The 23,139-nt window shown below is 46.9% G+C and carries 19 protein-coding genes; 17 read left to right on the forward strand and 2 right to left on the reverse strand.

Annotated features, from left to right (window positions below):
* Window positions 1-6: 6 nt before the first annotated feature.
* The 4 genes from purM to purD all read left to right on the forward strand — a co-directional run bounded on the left by purM (window position 7) and on the right by purD (window position 4,815).
* Complete coding sequence (gene purM / locus M1J35_RS04445) at window positions 7-1,035, forward strand: phosphoribosylformylglycinamidine cyclo-ligase (protein ID WP_254653682.1); 1,029 nt, start codon at window positions 7-9, stop codon at window positions 1,033-1,035.
* A gap of 36 nt (window positions 1,036-1,071) precedes the next feature.
* Entirely contained in the window at window positions 1,072-1,647 is a 576-nt protein-coding gene (purN, locus tag M1J35_RS04450; protein ID WP_206858402.1) for a phosphoribosylglycinamide formyltransferase, read from the forward strand.
* Between the two features lie 118 nt (window positions 1,648-1,765).
* Window positions 1,766-3,301: a bifunctional phosphoribosylaminoimidazolecarboxamide formyltransferase/IMP cyclohydrolase gene (purH, locus tag M1J35_RS04455; protein ID WP_254652833.1), complete on the forward strand. Its 1,536-nt coding sequence runs from the start codon at window positions 1,766-1,768 to the stop codon at window positions 3,299-3,301.
* Between the two features lie 242 nt (window positions 3,302-3,543).
* Complete coding sequence (gene purD, locus M1J35_RS04460; protein ID WP_254652834.1) at window positions 3,544-4,815, forward strand: phosphoribosylamine--glycine ligase; 1,272 nt, start codon at window positions 3,544-3,546, stop codon at window positions 4,813-4,815.
* Here purD and M1J35_RS22800 read toward each other — a convergent pair.
* Complete coding sequence (locus M1J35_RS22800) at window positions 4,793-4,882, reverse strand: EYxxD motif small membrane protein (RefSeq protein ID WP_330994755.1); 90 nt, start codon at window positions 4,880-4,882, stop codon at window positions 4,793-4,795. The two genes, purD and M1J35_RS22800, sit on opposite strands and share 23 nt — an antisense overlap.
* A 180-nt stretch (window positions 4,883-5,062) precedes the next feature.
* Complete coding sequence (locus tag M1J35_RS22805; RefSeq protein ID WP_082197432.1) at window positions 5,063-5,515, reverse strand: YgaP family membrane protein; 453 nt, start codon at window positions 5,513-5,515, stop codon at window positions 5,063-5,065.
* A gap of 125 nt (window positions 5,516-5,640) precedes the next feature.
* On the opposite strand from M1J35_RS22805, the gene M1J35_RS04470 reads away from it, so the two are divergent.
* The 13 genes from M1J35_RS04470 to M1J35_RS04530 all read left to right on the forward strand — a co-directional run bounded on the left by M1J35_RS04470 (window position 5,641) and on the right by M1J35_RS04530 (window position 23,091).
* Window positions 5,641-7,380 carry an adenine deaminase C-terminal domain-containing protein gene (locus tag M1J35_RS04470; RefSeq protein ID WP_254652835.1) on the forward strand — a complete coding sequence of 580 codons (1,740 nt, stop codon included), beginning with the start codon at window positions 5,641-5,643 and terminating at the stop codon, window positions 7,378-7,380.
* 30 nt (window positions 7,381-7,410) lie between these two features.
* Window positions 7,411-8,448 carry a DUF3048 domain-containing protein gene (locus M1J35_RS04475; RefSeq protein WP_254652836.1) on the forward strand — a complete coding sequence of 346 codons (1,038 nt, stop codon included), beginning with the start codon at window positions 7,411-7,413 and terminating at the stop codon, window positions 8,446-8,448.
* Window positions 8,449-8,469: 21 nt separating this feature from the next.
* A complete protein-coding gene (locus M1J35_RS04480) occupies window positions 8,470-8,769 on the forward strand; it encodes a YerC/YecD family TrpR-related protein (RefSeq protein ID WP_034760840.1) in 300 nt (99 codons plus the stop codon).
* 137 nt (window positions 8,770-8,906) lie between these two features.
* Window positions 8,907-9,593, forward strand: coding sequence for a heptaprenylglyceryl phosphate synthase (locus M1J35_RS04485; RefSeq protein WP_254652837.1), 687 nt, complete (start codon window positions 8,907-8,909; stop codon window positions 9,591-9,593).
* 84 nt (window positions 9,594-9,677) lie between these two features.
* On the forward strand, window positions 9,678-11,903 hold the full coding sequence (gene pcrA / locus M1J35_RS04490) for a DNA helicase PcrA (protein WP_079530702.1): 2,226 nt from the start codon (window positions 9,678-9,680) through the stop codon (window positions 11,901-11,903).
* Window positions 11,904-11,963: 60 nt separating this feature from the next.
* A complete protein-coding gene (gene ligA / locus M1J35_RS04495) occupies window positions 11,964-13,970 on the forward strand; it encodes an NAD-dependent DNA ligase LigA (protein WP_254652838.1) in 2,007 nt (668 codons plus the stop codon).
* 15 nt (window positions 13,971-13,985) lie between these two features.
* On the forward strand, window positions 13,986-15,137 hold the full coding sequence (locus tag M1J35_RS04500) for a CamS family sex pheromone protein (RefSeq protein WP_254652839.1): 1,152 nt from the start codon (window positions 13,986-13,988) through the stop codon (window positions 15,135-15,137).
* Between the two features lie 524 nt (window positions 15,138-15,661).
* Complete coding sequence (aceB, locus tag M1J35_RS04505) at window positions 15,662-17,251, forward strand: malate synthase A (protein WP_254652840.1); 1,590 nt, start codon at window positions 15,662-15,664, stop codon at window positions 17,249-17,251.
* A gap of 157 nt (window positions 17,252-17,408) precedes the next feature.
* Window positions 17,409-18,689 carry an isocitrate lyase gene (gene aceA, locus M1J35_RS04510; protein ID WP_034760848.1) on the forward strand — a complete coding sequence of 427 codons (1,281 nt, stop codon included), beginning with the start codon at window positions 17,409-17,411 and terminating at the stop codon, window positions 18,687-18,689.
* Between the two features lie 194 nt (window positions 18,690-18,883).
* Complete coding sequence (argC, locus tag M1J35_RS04515) at window positions 18,884-19,918, forward strand: N-acetyl-gamma-glutamyl-phosphate reductase (protein WP_254652841.1); 1,035 nt, start codon at window positions 18,884-18,886, stop codon at window positions 19,916-19,918.
* Window positions 19,919-19,932: 14 nt separating this feature from the next.
* Complete coding sequence (gene argJ / locus M1J35_RS04520) at window positions 19,933-21,162, forward strand: bifunctional ornithine acetyltransferase/N-acetylglutamate synthase (RefSeq protein WP_305882329.1); 1,230 nt, start codon at window positions 19,933-19,935, stop codon at window positions 21,160-21,162.
* On the forward strand, window positions 21,125-21,934 hold the full coding sequence (gene argB / locus M1J35_RS04525; protein ID WP_254652842.1) for an acetylglutamate kinase: 810 nt from the start codon (window positions 21,125-21,127) through the stop codon (window positions 21,932-21,934). Before argJ ends, argB begins: the two co-directional genes overlap by 38 nt.
* The gene (locus tag M1J35_RS04530) at window positions 21,931-23,091 is read left to right on the forward strand and encodes an acetylornithine transaminase (RefSeq protein ID WP_254652843.1); all 1,161 of its coding nucleotides are present in this window, start codon (window positions 21,931-21,933) and stop codon (window positions 23,089-23,091) included. Before argB ends, M1J35_RS04530 begins: the two co-directional genes overlap by 4 nt.
* The last annotated feature ends 48 nt before the right edge of the window (window positions 23,092-23,139 follow it).

Below are 23,139 nucleotides of genomic sequence, written 5' to 3' on the forward strand. Positions count from 1 at the left end.
ATCATGATGGCAAATGCGTATCGTCAGGCAGGAGTAGATATTGAAGCGGGGTACGAATCCGTAGACCGGATCAAAAAGCATGTGAAACGAACGGCCCGTGAAGGCGTCCTTGGTCAATTGGGCAGCTTTGGAGGAATGTTCGATTTATCTTCCTTGAACTTGAGTGAGCCAGTTCTCGTTTCAGGCACAGATGGAGTAGGAACGAAGCTGAAGCTTGCCTTCATGGCAGACAAACACGACACGATCGGGATCGATTGCGTCGCCATGTGCGTGAATGACATTGTCGTTCAAGGAGCGGAACCACTGTATTTCTTAGACTATATAGCGACCGGGAAAGCTCTCCCGGAGAAGATAGAAGGTATTGTAAAAGGAATTGCGGACGGATGTGAAACAGCGGGCTGCGCGCTGATCGGTGGAGAAACTGCCGAGATGCCGGGTATGTATTCAGACGAAGAATATGATATCGCCGGCTTTGCTGTAGGTGCCTGTGAAAAAAAAGAGATCATCACAGGCGAACAAATTTCTGAAGGAAATGTGTTAGTCGGACTGGGGTCCAGTGGTATACACAGTAATGGGTACTCCTTAGTGAGAAAAGTATTCTTCGAAGATCAGTCGTTTTCTTTGGAAGAAACAATCCCTGAAATCGGGACTACATTAAAGGAAGCATTGCTTACACCAACAAGAATTTACGTGAAGCCTGTACTGGCGGCACTTAAACAATTCTCCATTAAAGGGATGTCCCATATTACGGGTGGAGGCTTCATTGAGAATATTCCACGGATGCTGCCTAATGGGTTGCAAGCAGAGATAAAGGAAGGCAGCTGGGATATTCCAAGCATTTTCCCTGCCCTGGAGCACTATGGCGATATTCCGCGCAGTGAAATGTACAACATTTTCAACATGGGGATTGGATTTGTGTTAGCTGTAGAGGAAGAGCAAGCAGAAGACATTCTTCGATTCTTCAATGAACAGGGAGAAGACGCCTTTATCATTGGACGCGTTTCGAAAGGAACAGGGGTTAGCTTTGTTCGTTGAGAATAAGGATGAGCATGTCAATAACGGGGGCGAGTCATGAGACAGATTGCCATTTTTGCATCAGGAAGCGGAAGTAATTTTCAAGCACTAGTAGACGCTGTACAAAGCGGAACTCTGAAAGCGAATATCAGGCTTCTTGTATGTGACCAGCCGGGCGCGTTTGTCATTCACCGCGCCCAAACTGCAGGAATCCCAACCTTCGTCTTTCGGGCAAAAGACTATGAAAATAAGCAGGCATTTGAACAGGAAATCCTAAATGAGCTGGCTCATTTGGGTGTTGATTTTATTGTATTAGCAGGGTATATGAGATTGGTCGGTCCAACGCTTCTTGAAAGCTTCGGTGGAAGAATCGTCAACATCCATCCGTCACTCCTTCCTTCTTTTCCAGGGAAGGACGCTATCGGACAAGCCATCGACGGCGGAGTGAAAATCACCGGCGTCACGGTTCACTTCGTCGACGCAGGCATGGACACAGGTGAGATCATCGCACAGGAAATCGTCCGTGTCACAACAGGTGAAACCCGGCAGTCACTACAGGACAAAATCCAGCATGTCGAACACCACCTTTACCCAAACACCCTGAACCACCTCTTCCTCACAACGGGTCACTAAAGAGGGGGAAGAGTGGTTGCTTTATCATGGTAGTGTGGTAAAGTGGTGAGGGACGGACCTTTGATTTCAATATAATGAAATAAAATCAGCAGTACATAAGGCAGAGGAGGATCATACATTGAAAAAAAGAGCATTGATCAGTGTTTCAGATAAAAGCGGAGTCATCGAATTTGCGAAGGAATTAAAGACATTGGGGTATGAAATCATTTCGACTGGCGGAACGAAGAAGCTCCTTTTAGAAAATGACGTAGACGTCATGGGAGTCGAAGAAGTGACGGGGTTTCCAGAAATCCTTGAAGGTCGCGTAAAGACCCTTCACCCGAATATCCACGGAGGATTACTTGCAAAACGCGGTGAGGAAAGCCATCGAAAACAGCTTCAGGAACAAGGAATCGAAGGGATCGACCTTGTATGTGTCAACCTTTATCCGTTCCAACAGACCATCTCAAAGCCCAATGTCGGTGTAGAAGAAGCGATTGAGAACATCGATATCGGTGGCCCGACGATGCTGCGTGCGGCTGCTAAAAATCATCAATACGTGACGGTCGTAGTAGATGCACTGGACTATGATGAAGTGATTGCCGAGTTAAAGCTTCAAGGTGAATTACCTCTTGAAAAACGCCGTAAATTAGCTGCAAAAGTATTCCGCCACACAGCAGCTTACGATGCATTCATCGCTGAATACATGACGGACATTTCAGGTGAAGAGCACCCCGAACGTTTTACGAGAACATACGAATTAAAGCAAACGCTACGATATGGAGAAAATCCGCATCAGCAGGCTTCTTTCTACCGTGCGCCACTTGGCTCTGAATTCTCTGTGGCCATGGCTCGACAGCTTCACGGAAAAGAACTTTCCTATAATAATATCAATGATGCCAATGCGGCCCTTCAAATCGTAAAAGAATTCACGGAACCAGCAGCTGTTGCTGTGAAGCATATGAATCCGTGTGGTGTCGGCATCGGATCGACCATCGAGGAAGCCTTCTCGAAAGCGTATGAAGCGGATTCCACCTCCATTTTTGGCGGCATTGTCGCGTTGAACCGCGTCGTGGATGAAGAAACAGCGAAGCAGCTTCATGAAATTTTTCTTGAGATCGTGATCGCTCCTGCGTTCAGTGACGAAGCATTTGAAATTCTTTCAGGTAAGAAGAACATCCGTTTATTGACGGTTCCTTTTGAAACCACAAACAAAATCGAGCGTAAGTTAACCACGGTGGAAGGCGGATTGCTCGTTCAAGCCGATGACACGTTCACCCTTGATGATGCAGACCTCAGAGTCGTGACAAAACGTGAACCGACGGAAGCGGAATGGGAAGCAATGAAGCTGGGCTGGAAAGTCGTGAAGCATGTGAAATCGAACGCAATTGTGGTAACGGATGCTCATATGACCGTTGGAGTCGGTGCGGGACAGATGAACCGCGTCGGTGCTGCAAACATTGCACTCGAGCAAGCCGGAGTGAAAGCCAAAGGAGCCGCCATGGCATCAGATGCCTTCTTCCCGATGGACGACACCGTAGAAGCCGCTGCCAAAGCAGGCATCACAGCCATCATCCAACCTGGAGGCTCCATCCGTGACGAAGACTCCATCAAAAAAGCAGACCAATACGGTATCACCATGGTCATGACAGGAATCCGCCACTTCAAACATTAATGGGAGGGACGGACCTCGAAATTTGACTGAATTACTAATGAGGTTTACTGTTCAACCCTAATAACAAGGGGTTATTCAAGAAAAACAGCTGGTTCATGGGGAGTGGGATGAGGGACGGACCTCACACCCCTCCTCTTCGGTGCCATCAGTGCACATCCAGCACATATTCATTCCATATACCAACCTCTCCTTATCTACAGTTCAACAGGAGGGGTTTTCTTAAAAAAGGGGGCTTTTTCAAGATGAAAGTATTAGTGATCGGACGTGGCGGCCGCGAGCATGCCATATGCAGGAAGTTTGCGGAAAGTACAAGTGTGACAGAAGTGTTCTGTGCACCTGGGAACGCAGGGATCGCAAGCGTCGCAACAAATCTTCCATACACTGAATCCGACGTGAGTGAACTCATTGATTTTGCCAAAACAGAGGGTATCGCGTATACGTTTGTAGGTCCGGAAAATCCATTGCTCGATGGGATCGTCAACCGTTTCCAGGAGGAAGGACTGTCTATTTTCGGCCCTACGAAGGAAGCGGCGATCATTGAAGGAAGTAAATCGTTCTCGAAAGAATTAATGAAAAAGTACAATATCCCAACGGCATCGTATGAAGTATTCACAAGCGTGGAGAAAGCGATCGAATATGTGAAGGAAGCCGGTGCCCCGATCGTAGTGAAGGCCGATGGACTTGCTGCAGGTAAGGGTGTGGTAGTTGCGGAAACAGAGGAAGAGGCCATCAGTGCACTGGAAGAAATGCTCCTGAACGAGAAATTCGGGGATGCCTCATCGAAAGTCGTTGTCGAAGAATGCTTATTTGGGGAAGAGTTTTCCCTCATGGCATTCGTAAATGGTGAGTCGGTTTATCCAATGGTCATCGCACAGGATCATAAGCGTGCCTATGATGGGGATCAAGGTCCGAATACAGGAGGTATGGGTGCGTATTCCCCGGTGCCGCATATTTCGGAAGAGGTTGTGCAAGAAGCGATTTCCACGGTCCTCCACCCGACTGCTCAAGCGATGGTGAAAGAGGATCGTTCATTTACCGGAATTTTATATGCCGGGCTTATGTTGACAAGTGAGGGCCCGAAAGTGATTGAATTCAACGCACGATTTGGTGATCCTGAAACGCAGGTAGTACTGCCGCGTCTGACTTCTGATTTCGGTCTCGTAGTGAAGAACATCATTGAAGGAAAGCCTGTCGATTTGGAATGGTCAGGTGACGCGGTCCTTGGCGTGGTGCTGGCAGCAGAAGGTTATCCAGGTGACTATGAAAAAGGGATCCCACTGCCTGATCTTGAAAAGTCGATGGATGATACACTCGTTTATCATGCAGGAACTGAATTAACAGAAGACGGTTCCCTTGTTTCAAATGGCGGAAGAGTGTTACTGGTCGCTTCCTCTGCTCCCACTGTAGAAAAAGCGCAAACAGCCGTTTATAAAGAATTAGCTAAAGCAGAGTGCAAAGGCTTGTTCTATAGAAGAGATATCGGCCGGAAAGCTATCGAACACGTCTCTTCCTAGATTTACGGACATACACGTAGGCAATGGCGACGATGCCGCCGATCAACGAAAACAGAACATACGACATATCGGTTAAATATTCCCAGAACAATACAAACAACTCCTTTAATGAAATATGGATGCAAAATTGCCGAGGGATGTCCTATAAAGAGGGACGGACCTCGGCAATCATGCCTTTTTGAAGGGAGCCAATCAACAGGATTCCCGCTGTTACGGCATTTCACAGGATATATGTCCTTTCAGACCCTTAAGAATGAAGGTCCGTCCCTTTAGAACCCGTCAATGCTTCCTGGACTTCCTGGTTGGTGAGTTCTTCGGGGTTGAAGTTGGATTCTTTTTTGGTGTTTTTCGTCGGGTCTTGTGTGTGTTCGTTTGTTGGTTGGTGCTGGTGCCCATTATCAGTGTGGTCCTTCTTGTCGGATTTCAGCATGTCTTTGAAGTTCATCATATCCTTTGCTTTAAATCCTCCAAAGCCGCCGTTCTTGCCTTCTCCATCTCCACCTTTTTCAAACAGGGCCGTGACAGGGCAATAACGCAGGATTCCTTCTCCGACTTTCATGGCGCCGATTACGGCCATGACAAGATAGGAGTCCCTCCATGGACGTCTTGCAAGCTTTGATGTACTCCACGCTAAAATGGTAAATCCAACGGTGATGCGGATCAGGGCATTGATGATCCCGATGTTTGATGATACTTTCATTTGTAAATTCCTCCTTAATCGAAAATTCACATAATTGTTGTAAACCTTTAATGCGTTAAATAGTAAAATATGTTAACATAAATTGAAACTTAAACTAATACCATTCCACTAGAGGAGTGTTCACTTTGGAACAGCGCTACAGATGGAAAAACAAACAACTCCGAGAACATGTACAAGTACTGAATGGAGAATTGTCTCCCAGTCTTCTTTTAAAGAATGCAACATACCTTCACTCGACATTAAAGAAATGGGTGCAGGGACATATTTGGATTTACAGGGACAGGATTGTCTATACTGGTGATCAACTCCCGGAAAACCTTGAGCAATGCGAAGTGATGGATTGCCAATCACAGTACCTCGTTCCAGGATATATCGAACCGCATGTACACCCGTTTCAGCTTTATAATCCCCAATCTTTTTCCAAGTATGCATCCCAAACCGGTACAACGACATTCGTCAATGATAACCTGATGATGTTTTTACAATTGGAAAAAAAGAAAGCGTTTACTTTATTGAGGGAGTTCAGCAAAATGCCGGTCACGATGTACTGGTGGACACGTTTTGACTCTCAAACCGAGATGGTCGATGAAGAGGTTACGTTTTCAAATGGGGAAGTGAAATCGTGGCTCGAACATGATTCGGTGCTTCAAGGCGGGGAATTGACCGCATGGCCGCGTCTCCTCGAAGGAGATGACCTGATCCTTCACTGGATGCAGGAAACCAAACGGATGGGGAAAATTGTGGAAGGTCATCTTCCGGGGGCTTCAGACAAGACGATTGCCAAGCTCCGCCTATTGGGCATTGATGGCGACCATGAAGCCATGACGGGTGAGGATGTATACAAGCGCCTGATTCAAGGGTTGACCGTCACACTGCGTCATTCCTCGATCCGGCCGGATCTACCGGCTCTGTTAGACGGGCTAAAAGAAAAAGGCATCGATTCATACGATTCCCTTCTCTTTACCACAGATGGATCGACACCGGGCTTTTATGAGAAAGGTATCCTGGATTTCATGATCAAAATGGCCATCGACAAGGGCATACCGCCTATCGAAGCCTATAATATGGCAAGTTACAACGTTGCCAATTATTACAATATCACTCACCTGCACGGGATGATTGCTACCGGCCGGGTCGCAAACATTAATTTTCTCCGGGCAAAAGATGATCCGACTCCGGTCTCCGTACTTTCCAAAGGTACCTGGGTCCGTAGAAATGGTGACCAGATGGAAGATTCCACCGAAATCAATTGGGGACCTAACGGGTTCACCCCGTTATCCCTGGATTGGGAAGTAGGGTATGACGATCTCCAATTCTCCATGCCGTTTGGGATCGAAATGGTGAACGATGTCATCACCAAGCCTTACTCCATTTCCATCAATCCATCAGAGGAATTGCTTGATCCCGATCATGACCAATCCTTCCTCATGTTGTTGGACCGGAATGGCAATTGGAGGATCAGCACCATGATCAAAGGATTCTCTAAAGGTGTGATGGGGTTTGCATCGTCTTACTCCAATACAGGGGACATTATCCTGATTGGAAAAAGTAAGCCTGATATGATTGCAGCTTTCAACAGGATGAAAGAAATCGGTGGCGGGATCGTTCTTGCAGAGAACGGTGAAATCCTGCACGAGATTCCACTGCCATTAAGCGGATTGCTTTCAGAGAAGGAAATGCCCGAGCTGATTGAGGAAGAAAAGACACTTAAAGACTTATTAAAAGAGAGGGGCTACCGCTTCTCTGATCCGATTTATACATTGCTGTTCCTTCAGTCCACTCATCTGCCTTATATAAGGATGACACAAAAGGGAATCTATGATGTAATGAAGAAAACGGTACTCTTTCCAACAATAATGCGTTAAAATAGTAAAGTAAATAGGGGTGTCAAAAACATGCTGAAAAGAGCTTTGATCATTGCGTTAAGCTCGTTCGCACTTGTCGCATGTAGTTCAGATAAAGAGATAAAGAAAGAATCTGATAAAGAAGCCGCAACTCCAGTGGTGAAGGAAGAGACAGGCGTAGAAACAGAAGAAATGAATCAGTATCCTTTAACGGGGATGGCCGATAAGGAAGAATCAATGAACCGGGCGGTCGCCGTGATGGTGAATAACCATCCGAAGGCAAGGCCCCAATCCGGACTGTCGAAAGCGGATATTGTGTATGAAGTGTTGGCCGAGGGGGATATCACCCGTTTCCTAGCCATATTCCAAAGCAGGATGCCGAAAGAAATCGGCCCTGTCCGAAGCGCCAGAGATTACTATATAGAGCTTGCAAAAGGATATGACAGTCTGTATGTCGCTCACGGATACAGTCCTGAGGCGAAAGAAATGCTGACCAACGGTTTTATCGAGGACCTTAACGGAATCCAATATGACGGGACGTTATTCAAACGGGCAAGCTTCCGGAAAGCCCCTCATAATTCTTATATCACATATGAACATATCAAAGAGGGAGCGGAAAAGAACGGCTTTGACATGGAGCGACCGCCTGATTCACTGAATTTCAGTGATAAAGGGAAGAGTAATGGGGAAGCTGCAAATTCCGTGATGATTTCATACAATCATAATCCCCTGTTTAATGCTGTGTATGATTTTAATGAAAAAGAAGGCCGATACGAGCGCTTTTCAAATGGGGAGCAAACCATCGACTATGACTCAAAAGATCCCGTCCTGATCGAAAATCTTTTCATCGTAGAAGCTCCACATAAGATAGTCGACGACAAAGGAAGACGGGATATTGACCTCAAATCGGGTGGAGATGCTTACTTGATACAGGAAGGGAAGCTCCGGAAGTTACAATGGAAGAATGTGAATGGCCGGATACTTCCTTATGAAAAGAATAAACCTGTGAGCCTGCGGAAGGGCTCGACGTGGATTAACGTCATCCCAAGCTCTCCGGGGCTCGCGGGTTCGGTATCCTATCAAGAATAGAAGGAAAAAGGAGTCTTTTTAATGCAAATAAATAAACTTAGAGGCAAGGAGCTGGATCAGTTATTCAACGCTGTTCTTTCCCTGCAAGACCTTGAAGAATGTTATCGTTTCTTTGATGACCTTTGCACGATCAACGAAATTCAATCACTTGCCCAGCGCCTTGAAGTCGCACGTATGCTTCAGGACGGGAAGACGTATCATAAGATCGAAACTGAAACAGGTGCAAGTACGGCAACGATTTCCCGTGTGAAACGCTGCTTGAACTACGGAAATGATGCATATCAATTGGTACTGGATCGTGTACATCAGGAAGAAAAATAAGAGAAGGACCGCTGTCTATGACAAGCGGTCTTTGTTTTTTGTTGGAATAGTAATTCTTAACATCAGACGAGTTAATGCGACAGTTTCTCACAAATGATATAATACGTTAGATGGATGTATGAATGGAGGAACAGAGCATGTATGATGTCCAAAAGTGGAGCCATGTGTTTAAACTAGATCCGAATAAACGAATAGATGATGAAGATTTAGAAGCAGTATGTGAATCGGGAACAGACGCGATCATCGTGGGGGGAACGGACGGTGTAACCCTTGAAAAGGTTCTTGATTTGATGGCACGAGTGAGACGATATACGGTTCCTTGTATTCTGGAGGTATCAAATTTGGAGTCGATTACTCCCGGCTTCGATTTGTATTTCATTCCGATGGTGATGAACAGTCAGAACATGAACTGGGTGACAGGACTGCATCATCAGGCTGTGAAGGAATATGGAGAAATCATGAATTGGGACGAAATCCTTGTAGAAGGATATTGTATATTGAACCGTGACTGCAAGGCGGCGAAGGTAACGGAAGCGAACACAGACATTTCAAGTGAAGACGCTGCAGCTTATGCCATGATGGCAGAAAGAATGTTCAACCTGCCGATCTTTTATCTGGAGTACAGTGGTACATATGGAGATGTTGAAACGGTAAAAGAGGTAAAGGATTCATTGGAAAACACGACATTATTCTACGGCGGGGGAATTGAAACCTGGGAGCAGGCGAGGGAAATGGCTGCTGTCTCAGATGTTGTCGTCGTTGGAAATGCTGTTTATGACAATCTGAAAGAAGCTTTAAAGACGGTAAAAGCAGTGAAAGGATAAGGATCGAACTGGTGGTCCTTCCCTGATTGATATATAATAGAAATAAAAATACAGAACGTACGTTCGTTATGGTGGTGTGAGACTATGCAATTTTTGACTGATCGACTGTTGAATGGAATGAATCCCGAGCAGGCAGAAGCTGTGAAGGCAACGGAAGGGCCGTTACTGATCATGGCAGGGGCAGGCTCCGGGAAGACAAGGGTATTGACGCATCGGATTGCGTATCTGATGGTGGAAAAAGGCGTTAATCCTTACAATATTTTAGCGATTACCTTTACGAATAAAGCGGCAAGAGAGATGAGGGATCGTATTGAAAACATCCTGGGCGGGGCCTCTGAGAACATCTGGATCTCAACTTTTCACAGTATGTGTGTACGAATCCTGCGACGCGATATTGACCGCATCGGGATGAACCGTAATTTCACGATCCTTGACTCTACCGATCAGCAGTCGGTGATCAAAGCGATTTTAAAAGAAAAAAATATCGATCCCAAGAAATTTGATCCCCGTTCCCTTCTCGGGTCCATTAGCTCTGCAAAAAATGAGCTGACCACTCCTGAAGAGTTATCGAAGCAAATAGGCGGTTATTATGATCAGGTGGTCTCTGATGTGTATACAGAGTATCAGAAGCGTTTACGTAAGAATCAGGCCCTGGATTTTGATGATTTGATCATGACGACGATCCAATTATTCCAGCGTGTGCCGGAAGTACTGGAATACTATCAGCGTAAATTCCAGTACATCCACGTGGATGAGTATCAGGATACGAACAGGGCGCAGTATATGCTTGTGAAGCTACTTGCCTCCCGTTTTCAAAATCTGTGTGTCGTCGGGGATTCGGATCAGTCGATCTATCGCTGGCGCGGCGCGGATATTGCCAATATCCTTTCATTTGAAAAGGATTATCCGAGGGCGACCGTCATTTTCCTGGAACAGAATTATCGTTCAACGAAACGGATCCTCCAGGCGGCGAACGAAGTCATCCAGAAGAATTCAAATCGAAAACCGAAGAACCTCTGGACTGAAAATCATGACGGTGAGAAGATTTCCTACTTCAGGGCGGATACGGAGCAGACCGAAGCTCAATTCGTCACAGGGAAAATCAAGGAATTGATGGAAACCGGTAAGAAGAAGTATTCTGATTTTGCCATCCTGTACCGTACCAATGCACAGTCCCGTGTCATGGAGGAAGTGCTGCTTAAATCGAATATCGAATACTCCATCGTTGGCGGCATCAAGTTCTACGATCGGAAAGAGATCAAGGATATCTTAGCGTATCTCAGGCTCATTTCGAATCCGGATGATGATATCAGCCTTCAGCGTGTCATCAATGTTCCGAAAAGAGGAGTAGGGGCCACTTCGATCGATAAAATTGCCCGTTACGCACAGGATCATGACATTTCCATGTTCAGGGCACTCGCAGAAGCCGACTTCATCGGACTCAGTCCCAAGATCACCAAAGCCGTGATTGAATTCATGGAAATGGTGAAAGGCTACACAAGTATGCAGGAGTATCTGTCTGTCACGGAACTGGTAGAAGAGATCCTTGAGAAATCAGGCTACACCGATATGCTGAAAGCGGAAAAGTCCATAGAGTCTCAATCAAGACTCGAGAACTTGGACGAGTTCCTGTCTGTCACGAAAAGCTTTGAACAATCCAACGACGATAAGAGCCTCGTGGCATTTTTAACGGACCTTGCATTAGTCGCCGACATCGATAAACTTGATGAGGACGACCAGCCGAAGGATTCTGTTATCCTGATGACACTGCACGCAGCCAAAGGCTTGGAGTTCCCTGTCGTATTCCTCATGGGAATGGAGGAAGGGGTCTTCCCTCACAGCCGTTCCCTTATGGAAGAGGATGAAATGGAAGAAGAACGCCGTTTGGCATACGTGGGGATCACCCGTGCGGAAGAGCAGCTCTTCCTGACCAATGCCCAGATGAGGACGCTCTTCGGACAGACGAAGATGAACCCGGTTTCCCGTTTCATCAATGAAATTCCTGCAGACCTGCTGGATGATGTGATGGCAGAGAAGAAGAGTGCCTTTACTCCTTTCGGGAAATCAGCGGCTAAATCACCTTCACGCCCTGCTCCCAGAAAGCCTGTTGCACGTCCGGTCCAAACCACAACGGGTGGAGAATCCGTTGCGTGGCAGGTCGGCGATAAGGCCCAACATAAGAAGTGGGGGACAGGAACGGTTGTCAGCGTGAAGGGATCAGGAGACAGTGTCGAGCTCGATATCGCTTTCCCGAGTCCAATGGGAATCAAGCGTCTCCTGGCCAAATTTGCTCCAATTGAAAAAGCATAACAGGTCGGAAGGGATCCCCTTCCGGCTATAACCGAATATAAGCAAGAAAGGGTTGTGGAAATGGATCGACAATCAGCCGAAAAGCGTATCAATGAACTCCACGAACGATTGAACCAATATAATTACGAATATCATGTCCTCGACAAGCCCTCTGTCCCGGATTCAGAGTATGATCAACTCCTCAGAGAACTCATTGAACTCGAGGACCAGTTTCCGGAATTAAAATCAGCGGATTCACCTTCCCAGCGTGTGGGTGGAACCATTCTTGATTCGTTCGAAAAAGTCGAACACAGAACGCCGATGCTGAGCCTTGGGAATGCCTTTAATGAAGAAGATCTTCGTGACTTTGACCGCCGTGTCCGTCAAGCGGTCGGCGAGGACTTCTCCTACGTTTGCGAGTTGAAGATCGATGGTTTGGCCGTTTCTCTCAGATATGAAGACGGGGCGTTCGTCCAAGGGGCTACACGGGGTGACGGGTCCATAGGTGAGGACATCACATCGAATCTGAAGACCATCCGTTCCATCCCGTTAAAGATTTCAGAAAAAGTGTCCTTCGAAGTTCGGGGAGAGGCATTCATGCCGAAAGGATCCTTCGAAGCACTGAATAAGATCAAAGAAGAAAAAGGAGAAGAACCCTTTGCCAATCCGCGTAACGCAGCGGCAGGTTCACTCCGCCAGCTGGATCCGAAAATCGCGGCCTCCCGGAATCTCGACATTTTCCTGTATGCCCTGGCTGATATCGGGGATACAGGAATCGACTCCCATAGCGAGGGATTGGACACGCTTGATAAACTCGGGTTTAAAACAAACCCCGAACGCAAGCGTTGTGCGACCATTGAAGAAGTCCTCGAATTTGTCGGGAAGTGGACAGATGAACGTCCGAATCTATCCTATGATATTGACGGGATCGTCATTAAGGTCGACTCCCTTGATCAGCAGCAGGAACTTGGAACGACTGCGAAAAGCCCGAGGTGGGCCATTGCGTTCAAGTTCCCTGCCGAAGAAGTCGTCACGGTCCTGAAGGAAATTGAATTAAGTGTAGGGCGCACAGGTGTCGTCACACCGACTGCGATCCTGGAGCCGGTCCGTGTAGCTGGAACGACCGTCCAACGTGCCTCCCTTCATAATGAAGATTTGATCAGGGAGAAAGATATCAAGATCGGTGACCACGTCGTCATTAAAAAAGCGGGGGACATCATCCCTGAAGTGGTGAACGTACTGGAAGACAAGAGAACCGGTGACGAACAGGAATTCCTGATGCCGACTCATTGTCCTGAGTGTGAAAGTGAACTTGTGAGACTTGAAGGGGAAGTGGCCCTCCGCTGCATTAATCCGAAATGTCCCGCTCAAATCCGGGAAGGGCTCATTCACTTTGTATCCCGCAACGCCATGAACATCGACGGCCTGGGTGAAAAGGTGATCAGTCAGCTGTTCAGGGAAAAATTGATTGAAGACGTAGCCGATTTATACAGACTTGAGCGCGATCAGCTTCTTCAGCTGGAACGGATGGGCGAGAAATCCGTTGATAATTTGTTGGAAGCCATTCAAACGTCGAAAGGGAATTCTCTGGAGAAACTGTTATTCGGTCTTGGCATCCGTCACGTAGGAGCCAAAGCCGCGAAGACGTTGGCACAGGAATTCGGCTCAATGGACAGGTTGATGGACGCCCGGAAAGAAGAACTGACGAATGTGAATGAGATCGGGGATAAAATGGCCGACGCCATTGTCGCTTACTTTGAAAACGATGAAGTGAAAGAACTCATGCAGGAGCTGAAAGAGGCAGGTGTGAACCTTGAATACAAAGGACCGAAGCCTGTATCAGCCAGTGACGTCGACTCGTATTTTGCAGGCAAGACCATAGTCCTCACAGGGAAAATCGAACGATTGAGCCGAAATGAAGCAAAAGAAAAAATTGAGATGCTCGGCGGAAAAGTGACCGGCAGTGTCAGTAAGAAAACCGATCTTGTCATTGCAGGGGAAGAAGCGGGATCGAAGCTTACGAAAGCGAATGACTTAAATATAGAAGTCTGGGATGAGGATAAGCTGATGGAAGAACTTAACCGATAAGAGGTGTAACGAGGAATGAAAAAAGGGATTTCGGTCGCTCTCGCCGCATTAGTGTTACTGGGAGGCTGTGCACCGACATTTGAGAAACAGGATCAGGTCGTCCAGGAAAATCAGGATAGCGAAGCCAAGAAAGCCATCATACCAAGCTTTCAAATTTCGAAAGAATACTACAAGACGATGCTTCCGTATGAAACGAGTAATACCCGGGGAGTCGTCGTGAATGACCTGGGTTCAAGATATGATATTAATGAAATCGAGACGGGCTTATTAAGGGTTGCCCAAAATCGGTTTTCGACGGATGAATATTTCTTTAAAGAAGGTCAATTCCTTACCAAGAAGACGGTTGATAGCTGGCTGCAACGAAAGTACACCAGTGAACAGCTGAAGGAAAAAGGGTTGAAGGAGTCTGAAAATGTCGGACTTAATCCCGTGCAGTCAAAAGGGGAAAATGCCCCCATCTATTTGGCCCACGTCGTCGAACATAATTACTTGATGAAAAAAGAAGATAATAAGGTGCGTCTTGGTGGAGTGGCCATCGCCCTGTCCCTGAATTCTGTTCAATATGAGACCAATATGTCAAATGGTACAAGAACTGTAAAGAACCTTTCCAATGAGGTTTTGAAAGAGCAGGGAGCGGAAATCGCGGGTGAAGTCCTCAACCGACTTCGCCAGAAGAAAGAACTCCAGAACGTGCCGATTATGATTTCACTTTATAAGCAGGCTCCGAAAGATCAGGTCGTACCCGGTCACTTCTTCGCCTACACAACCGTGGAACCGGACCAAACCGGCATTCAGGACTGGAAAGGGATCAATGAAGACTATTATTTATTCCCTTCCCCGGAAGCCCAGGAGAACCATCCGAACGATTACAAAGTCTTTAATGAACTGAAAACAGACATCGAAAAGTATTTTCCTGTATACACAGGACTGACAGGACAAGCGCTCTATCAAGATCAGAAGCTGTCCAAAATGGAATTCGAGGTGGCCCTGTCCTTCCAGGGGAAAGCGGAAACCATCGGATTCGCCCAGCATCTGACCAATATGATCGGCAAACAGACCCCGGACAGCTGGGATGTAGAACTCCTCGTCTCCTCTTCCTATGGACCGGAAGCGCTGATCATCAAGAAGCCCGGCAGTAAAGAAACCTATTTACACATATATGAATAAATAGAGAGAGAACTAATCCAGAAAAGGGTTAGTTCTTTTTTTTTTGAGGGACGGACCTTACGTATTTCCAAAAAAATGAAACTAACAGGTCGATTTATACGTAAAAGATTAGTGAATCGATCGAGTGGTGCAGAAAGTAAGACTTTTATATACAAAATTAAAGAATAAGGAGGTAGCTGAGATGATGAGTTTTATCGCTCTTATAGTGGCTGGGACGTCCCTGACATTTGCAACGCTTGTTTATGAACAGAATAAAAAAATGGAGATGAGAATGAAAGACTTGGAGAACAAACTATAAATATCGAAATGGTTATGGTTACTGAAGGTCCGTCCCTCACCGCTTTTATGCGATGAGGGACGGACCTCTTTTTGTGTTAGTAACACCCTTGCGAAAAATGTCGAATGAAAATTCTGAAAAAAGTGTTCCAAATTCAATCTATCTGTTATACAATACAAACATGTTAATTAATCTGTATTATAACAATTATGATTTGTTTAATACCCTTAAGGAGTGAATACGTTCTATGTCGACTCAAATGGTTGGTATCAAGGTAACCGGGGAACTTAAACCGGGCTTTGATGAGATGTTATCCTCTGAGGCACTGCAGTTTTTGGAACAGCTGGAGCGCAGGTTCGGGGAGAAACGCAGGGAGCTGTTACACAACAGAGAGAAGAAGCAGGAGCGGATCAATGGAGGAGAGCTTCCTCACTTTTTGACGGAAACCGAATCGATCCGCCAAAGTGAGTGGAAGGTTGCTCCGATTCCGACAGCACTCCAGGATCGAAGGGTGGAGATCACAGGCCCTGTCGATCGGAAAATGGTCATCAATGCTCTGAATTCAGGAGCGAAATGTTTCATGGCGTGTTTTGAAGATGCCACTTCACCTACATGGAACAACCTCATAGAAGGACAAATCAACCTCCGAGACGCTGTACACCACACGATAGACTTCGAGACAAACGGGAAGCGTTATGAATTGAACGAAGAGCACGCGGTTCTGATCGTAAGACCCAGAGGACTTCACCTGGAGGAGAAACACATCGAACTGGATGGAGAGTCTCTATCAGGAAGCCTTGTCGACTTTGGGTTATTCTTCTTCCATAATGCGACTCACCTAACTTCACTGAATAAAGGCCCTTATTTTTACTTACCTAAATTAGAAAGCCATGAAGAAGCACGATTCTGGAATGAAGTATTTGTATTTGCCCAGGATTATGTTGGAATTCCCCAAGGGACGATCAAAGCGACGGTGCTGATCGAAACGATCACAGCGGCATTTGAAATGGATGAAATCCTTTATGAGTTAAAAGAACACTCAGCAGGGTTGAATTGTGGAAGATGGGATTATATCTTCAGCTATATCAAAAAGCTTCGGGAACAGGAAAATGTGATTCTTCCCGATCGTTCATCGGTCACGATGACGGCGCCATTCATGAGAGCATATTCCCTGCTTACGATTAAGACCTGTCACAGAAGGGGAGCTCCTGCAATAGGCGGTATGGCGGCGCAGATTCCTGTCAAGAACGACCCTGTCAAGAACGAAGAAGCGTTCAATAAAGTGAAAACGGATAAAGAACGGGAAGCAAGGGATGGTCATGATGGAACGTGGGTCGCGCACCCTGGTCTGGTCCCGGTTGCCATGGACGTATTCAATCGGGAAATGAAAAAAGAGAACCAGATTGAAGAGAAAACATTGATGGAGCTGGAAGTATCTGAACAGGAACTTCTCGAAGTTCCTCAAGGAGCGATAACCGAAGAAGGTGTCCGCCTGAACATTAATGTAGGCATTCAATACATTTCATCCTGGCTGAGCGGCCAAGGAGCGGCACCGATCCATCATCTGATGGAAGATGTGGCCACGGCAGAAATCTCGCGTGCCCAGCTATGGCAATGGATCCGTCATCCGAAAGGGATCCTCGAGGATGGACGGCATATCACTATGGAGCTCTACGAACAGCTCAAGCAGGAAGAGCTGACAGTACTCAAAAGCCAACTGGGAGAAGAACGATACAAGGAACGCCGATTCTCTGAAGCCGTCGACCTGTTCGACCAGCTCATCCAGAATGACCAGTTCACAGACTTCCTCACCATTCCCGGCTACCGAATCCTTTAACGGGGGGCGGACCCGGTCAACTGTTAATAGAACACGCATAATCACTTTGCTCAATTACCGCTTCACCTGGATGAGGGACGGACCTCAACCGATGACGCAAGACCATACATCAAACATACACCGGTATGTATAAAAACAAAAAAGGGAGAGATTTAACATGGTAAAAGCAAATAACGAACGTGTAACGGCACTTCAGGAGAACTGGGAAATGGATAAACGATGGAAAGGGATCACCCGTCCTTACTCAGCGGAAGATGTTATTCGACTAAGGGGATCGATTGATATCGAACATACAATTGCCCGCAGGGGTTCTGAGAAACTATGGAATTTGCTTCATGAGGAGGATTATATCAATGCCCTGGGTGCCCTGACAGGAAACCAGGCGGTCCAACAGGTAAGAGCCGGACTGAAAGCCATTTATCTAAGCGGGTGGCAGGTTGCAGCGGATGCTAACCTTTCAGGTCATATGTATCCAGATCAAAGTCTGTACCCTGCTAACTCCGTACCATCCGTCGTAAAGAGGATCAACCAGGCCCTTCAGCGCGCAGATCAGGTTCATTATGTAGAAGGGGATGAATCGATTGATTGGTTCGTACCGATCGTTGCCGATGCAGAAGCGGGATTCGGCGGACAGTTGAATGTGTTTGAATTAATGAAAGGCATGATTGAAGCAGGGGCGTCAGCGGTCCATTTTGAAGACCAGCTTTCTTCGGAGAAAAAGTGCGGTCATCTCGGAGGTAAGGTGCTTCTTCCTACTCAAACTTCTGTAAAGAACCTCATTTCCGCCCGTCTTGCAGCGGACGTAATGGGTGTGCCGACCTTGATCGTTGCCCGTACGGATGCCAATGCCGCGGATTTGATCACGAGTGATGTCGATCCGTATGATGCCCAGTTCATTACCGGTGACCGAACTCCTGAAGGGTTCTTCCGCACAAATGCAGGTCTTGATCAAGCCATCGCAAGAGGTCTTGCATATGCCCCGTATGCAGATCTTGTGTGGTGTGAAACGTCAGAGCCAAGCCTTGAGGAAGCACGCCGGTTTGCAGAGGCAATTCATGCTGAACATCCAGGAAAGTTACTGGCTTACAACTGTTCCCCGTCCTTTAACTGGAAAAAGAAATTGGACGATGAAACGATTGCCAAATTCCAGGTGGAGCTCGGTAAAATGGGCTATAAATTCCAGTTCGTTACACTTGCCGGCTTCCACGCACTGAATCACAGTATGTTCGAGCTTGCGAGGGGTTACAAAGATCGTGGTATGGCCGCCTATTCACAGCTACAAGAAGCAGAGTTTGCCAGCGAAAAGCATGGATATTCCGCTACAAGGCATCAGCGTGAAGTCGGAACCGGCTATTTCGATGAAGTTTCCATGGTGATTTCAGGTGGCACATCCTCCACAACAGCTCTGAAAGGTTCAACGGAGGCAGCACAATTCTAAATTGTTTTTAATATACAGATGAAGGTCCGTCCCTCGCTATTGAGGGACGGACCTTTATCTGTTTCTAGTACTATCGGAGTGAATTTGTGAATAAAGTAACTTTATAGAAAAATTTATAAATATACTATTGATTTTATTAATATACACTCATATAATTAGACCTAATTTAAATTTATTGTTTGGGGTGAGAGGTATTGGATGTTGGTATTGTTGGTAGTACTGGGTATGGTGGTGTGGAGTTGTACCGTCTGTTGTCAAACCATCCGATTGTGAATGATTGTATTTTGTATTCATCTTCTCTGGAGGGGAGTTCATATGCGGAACAGTATCCGCATTTATCCGGTCTTTCCCAAGAAAGGGTGAAGCCGATCATGATCGAAGAAATGCAACAGCTTGATTTCGTATTCCTGGCGGTGCCTTCCGGCGTCTCAAAGGAGCTTGCCCAGAAGCTCATCGGAAAAAAGGCGAAAGTGGTCGATCTTTCAGGCGACCTGCGCTTAAAGGATCCGGGTGAATATAAAGAGTGGTATAAAGGAGAATCTGCTCCGCAGGATATCCTTGGGAAAGCGGTCTATGGACTGACTGAAATCAATCGACACGCCATCCGGGAAGCGGATCTGATTGCCAACCCGGGCTGCTTCCCGACGGCGACCCTGCTGGGGCTGGCTCCGCTCTATCAACAGGATCTTATAGACCCTCATTCCTTGATCATCGATGCCAAAACAGGTTTATCCGGGGCAGGGAGGAAAGCGAGTCAATCCAGTCATTTTTCCGAGACACAGGAAAATCTACGAATCTATAAGGTCCATCAGCACCAGCACACTCCTGAAATTGAACAGCAATTGAAGGAATGGAGTAGTGAAGCGGGACCGATCACACTCACAACCCACCTCATTCCCATGACGAGGGGGATTATGGTGACGATGTACGCCGACTTGAAGGATACCTGCACCACTGAGCAGTTACATACCCGCTATGAAAGCTTTTATGAAAAGCATCCATTCGTCAGGATTCGTCCGGTCGGGCAGTTCCCGAGCACCAAAGAAGTATTCGGCACCAATTTCTGTGACCTATCCATCAAAGCAGATCCACGGACGAACCGGGTCACGATCGTATCAGTCATCGATAATTTGGTAAAGGGAGCGGCGGGTCAAGCGGTGCAAAATATGAACGTGATGCTGGGTTTGGAAGAAACGACAGGTCTTCATCACTATCCAATTTATCCATAAGAGGGGGAGAATCAATGAAACTGGTAAAAGAAGAAACAGTGAAACCTATCAAGGGAGGAACGATTCTGTCACCTCTTGGATATAAGGCTGGCGGTATGCATACCGGCCTGAGATATGCCAAAAAAGATTTTGGTGTCATTTACAGCGAGAAGCCTGCACAATGCGGAGCGGTTTATACGCAAAGTCATTTTCAAGCGGCTCCCCTCAAAGTCACACAGGAAAGCATCTCACAATCTCATAAACTACAGGCAATCGTCGTAAACAGTGCCATTGCAAATGCGTGCACAGGTGAACAAGGGTTAAGGGATGCGTATCAAACGAGGGAATGGACCGCCGAACGGTTCCAGATCCCCGAAGAGTACGTCGCTGTTGCATCGACAGGTGTCATCGGAGAATGGCTTCTCATGGATAAGATGAAAAAGGGCTGCAGTGACATCCAGGTCGGTGAGGACACGGAAAGTGCACAGTCTTTCCAACAGGCGATCCTCACGACGGATACAATCGAGAAATCGTCGTGCTATCAGGTCATGATCGACGGGAAGGCCGTCACCATCGGAGGCTGTGCGAAAGGATCGGGGATGATCCATCCGAACATGGCGACAATGCTCGGTTTTATTACAACCGACGCCACCATATCATCGGACGTTTTGCAGACTGCCCTTAAAACTGCCATTGATCAATCCTTCAATCAAATCACTGTAGACGGGGAAACGTCCACCAACGATATGGTCATCAGTTTGGCCAATGGCATGGTGGATCATGAAACTCTTCATGAAAATCATCCTGACTGGACTCACTTTCAAAAAGGATTGACCCTTGTATGTGAAGATCTGGCGAAACAAATCGCAAGGGATGGAGAAGGTGCAACCAAACTGGTGGAAGTGAATGTCACAGGAGCACAGTCCCATCAGGATGCCAACATTCTAGCCAAAAAAATCGTTGGTTCCAATCTGGTGAAGACGGCCCTCTTCGGCGGGGACCCGAACTGGGGAAGGATCGTCGGAGCGATGGGCCATAGTGGAGTCGACCTCAGCCCTCATCAATGTGATATTCGCATCGGGGACACCCTCGTATTTTCAAAAGGGACTCCTCAACCGTTCAATGAAGAGGAAGTCAGCGGGTACATGAGTGATGAATATGTTTGCATCTCTGTATTACTGAATAGTGGGGAAGGATTAGGAAAAGCATGGGGGTGCGATCTTACGTATGATTACGTCAAAATCAATGCAAGTTACCGAACATAAGCCTGTGATTGTAGTGAAACTCGGTGGGAGTATCATTTCGAAGCTGTCGTCCCTTTTCTATAAAAGCATAAAAGATCTTCAGAAGCACTACCATGTGATCCTCGTTCATGGCGGGGGTCCTGAGATTACGGCAACACTTAAAGAGCTTGGAATACAGTCCACGTTCATCAACGGCCAGCGAAAGACCACGAAGGATGTCTTCAACATTGCTGAACAAATGCTGAAGGGGAAGGTGAACAGCGCATTGGTCCACCGACTAAACCGGGATGGGGTAAAAGCTGTCGGGTTAAGCGGGTACGATGCTCAATTACTCGAGGCGAGTTTCATAGATCAAGAGTCTCTTGGGTTTGTCGGGGAAATTGAAGAGGTCAACCTCACGCTGCTGCACAATCTACTCTCATTAAACTACTTGCCGGTGATTGCCCCTCTTGCAACGACAGGGGAAGGAGAAAGGGTGAATGTGAATGCCGACCTTGCTGCAGCAGCCGTCGCCAAAGCCCTGAAGGCTGAGAAACTGGTATTTGTCACCGATGTACCTGGAATCTTGAAAGATGGTGAACTTGTTCCACGTGTAACAATCGAAGTCGTTCAACATTATATCGAAACCGGTGTGATCTACGGTGGAATGATTCCTAAGGTGCAGGCGGCTCTTTCGGTTTTAAACAAACATATTAAAGAAGTGATGATTGTCGGATGCCGGGATTCCATCATCCAGGATGGGGAAATGATCGGCACCCGAATGACAGAAGAAAAAGGGGTTAAAGCGATATGAGTCATGTATTCCCAACGTATAATCGGTTAGACATTGAATTGGTCTCGGGTAAAGGCACGGAGGTCCAGGATCAACATGGTACATCCTATTTGGATTTCATCTCTGGAATCGCCGTTTGTAACTTAGGGCATTCACCTTCTGTTGTAAAAGAAGCAGTGGAGAAGCAAATGGATACACTTTGGCACGTGTCCAATCTGTTTACGATCACGAAACAGGAAGAGGCGGCCACACTCCTCGCTTCTGCAAGTGGCCTTGATGCCGTCTTCTTCTGCAATAGCGGAGCGGAAGCGAATGAAGCGGCGATTAAGCTTGCGAAGAAACATACAGGAAAGACGAAGATCCTGACATTTGAGCAATCCTTTCACGGCCGTACATTCGCAACGATGAGTGCGACCGGACAGGAGAAGATCCACAGCGGATTTGGTCCTCTGCTGCCGACCTTTGAATATCTTCCATACAACGATGAGGAAACACTATCAGAAGTGAAGGATGGGGATGTGGCCGCCATCATGCTCGAAGTGATCCAGGGGGAAGGGGGAGTCAACCCGGGAACCCTTTCCTTTTTGCAGGCGGTTGAAGCCAAATGCCGCGAACTGGATGCGTTACTCATCATTGATGAAGTCCAGACAGGGGCGGGACGGACGGGACTGCCCTTTGCTTACCAGCACTATTCCCTGGATCCGGATATCGTCACGGCTGCAAAAGGACTCGGCAGCGGATTTCCCGTGGGGGCCATGATGGGGAAGAAAGAACTCATCCCATCCTTTTCACAAGGCACACACGGATCGACATTCGGAGGGAATCCATTAGCGATGTCGGCAGCGACGGCAACCATGGAAACCATTTTCGAAGAGGGATTCCTGAAAGAGGTTCAACATAAATCAGAGTATTTCCTGGAACAACTGACCCTCAAGCTTCAGGAATATCACATGGTCCAGGAAGTAAAAGGGATCGGTTTTATGATCGGTATCTCCTTCGATCAGGAAGTGAGTGATATCATTGCCGAGCTCCGGCATAATGGATTATTGACCCTTCCGGCAGGACCGCATGTCATCCGGTTATTACCACCATTGACGGTTACCCATGCTGAACTCGATCAGGCCCTTCAAATATTGATCGATACAATCAAGCAACACCAATCAACCGAAGTCTACTAAAATTTTTTAATAACAAATGCATAAAAATACTTAAACATAATTATTTAT

This window comes from Rossellomorea sp. KS-H15a (assembly GCF_024195245.1).
GTDB classification, from domain to species: domain Bacteria; phylum Bacillota; class Bacilli; order Bacillales; family Bacillaceae_B; genus Rossellomorea; species Rossellomorea vietnamensis.

Coding starts and splice junctions, on each gene's coding strand:
- purM (WP_254653682.1), top strand. CDS start 7: ATGGCAAATGCGTATCGTCAGGCAGGAGTAGATATTGAAGCGGGGTAC.
- purN (WP_206858402.1), top strand. CDS start 1,072: ATGAGACAGATTGCCATTTTTGCATCAGGAAGCGGAAGTAATTTTCAA.
- purD (WP_254652834.1), top strand. CDS start 3,544: ATGAAAGTATTAGTGATCGGACGTGGCGGCCGCGAGCATGCCATATGC.
- M1J35_RS22800 (WP_330994755.1), bottom strand. CDS start 4,882: ATGTCGTATGTTCTGTTTTCGTTGATCGGCGGCATCGTCGCCATTGCC.
- M1J35_RS22805 (WP_082197432.1), bottom strand. CDS start 5,515: ATGAAAGTATCATCAAACATCGGGATCATCAATGCCCTGATCCGCATC.
- M1J35_RS04475 (WP_254652836.1), top strand. CDS start 7,411: ATGCTGAAAAGAGCTTTGATCATTGCGTTAAGCTCGTTCGCACTTGTC.
- M1J35_RS04480 (WP_034760840.1), top strand. CDS start 8,470: ATGCAAATAAATAAACTTAGAGGCAAGGAGCTGGATCAGTTATTCAAC.
- M1J35_RS04485 (WP_254652837.1), top strand. CDS start 8,907: ATGTATGATGTCCAAAAGTGGAGCCATGTGTTTAAACTAGATCCGAAT.
- pcrA (WP_079530702.1), top strand. CDS start 9,678: ATGCAATTTTTGACTGATCGACTGTTGAATGGAATGAATCCCGAGCAG.
- ligA (WP_254652838.1), top strand. CDS start 11,964: ATGGATCGACAATCAGCCGAAAAGCGTATCAATGAACTCCACGAACGA.
- M1J35_RS04500 (WP_254652839.1), top strand. CDS start 13,986: ATGAAAAAAGGGATTTCGGTCGCTCTCGCCGCATTAGTGTTACTGGGA.
- aceB (WP_254652840.1), top strand. CDS start 15,662: ATGTCGACTCAAATGGTTGGTATCAAGGTAACCGGGGAACTTAAACCG.
- aceA (WP_034760848.1), top strand. CDS start 17,409: ATGGTAAAAGCAAATAACGAACGTGTAACGGCACTTCAGGAGAACTGG.
- argJ (WP_305882329.1), top strand. CDS start 19,933: ATGAAACTGGTAAAAGAAGAAACAGTGAAACCTATCAAGGGAGGAACG.
- argB (WP_254652842.1), top strand. CDS start 21,125: ATGATTACGTCAAAATCAATGCAAGTTACCGAACATAAGCCTGTGATT.
- M1J35_RS04530 (WP_254652843.1), top strand. CDS start 21,931: ATGAGTCATGTATTCCCAACGTATAATCGGTTAGACATTGAATTGGTC.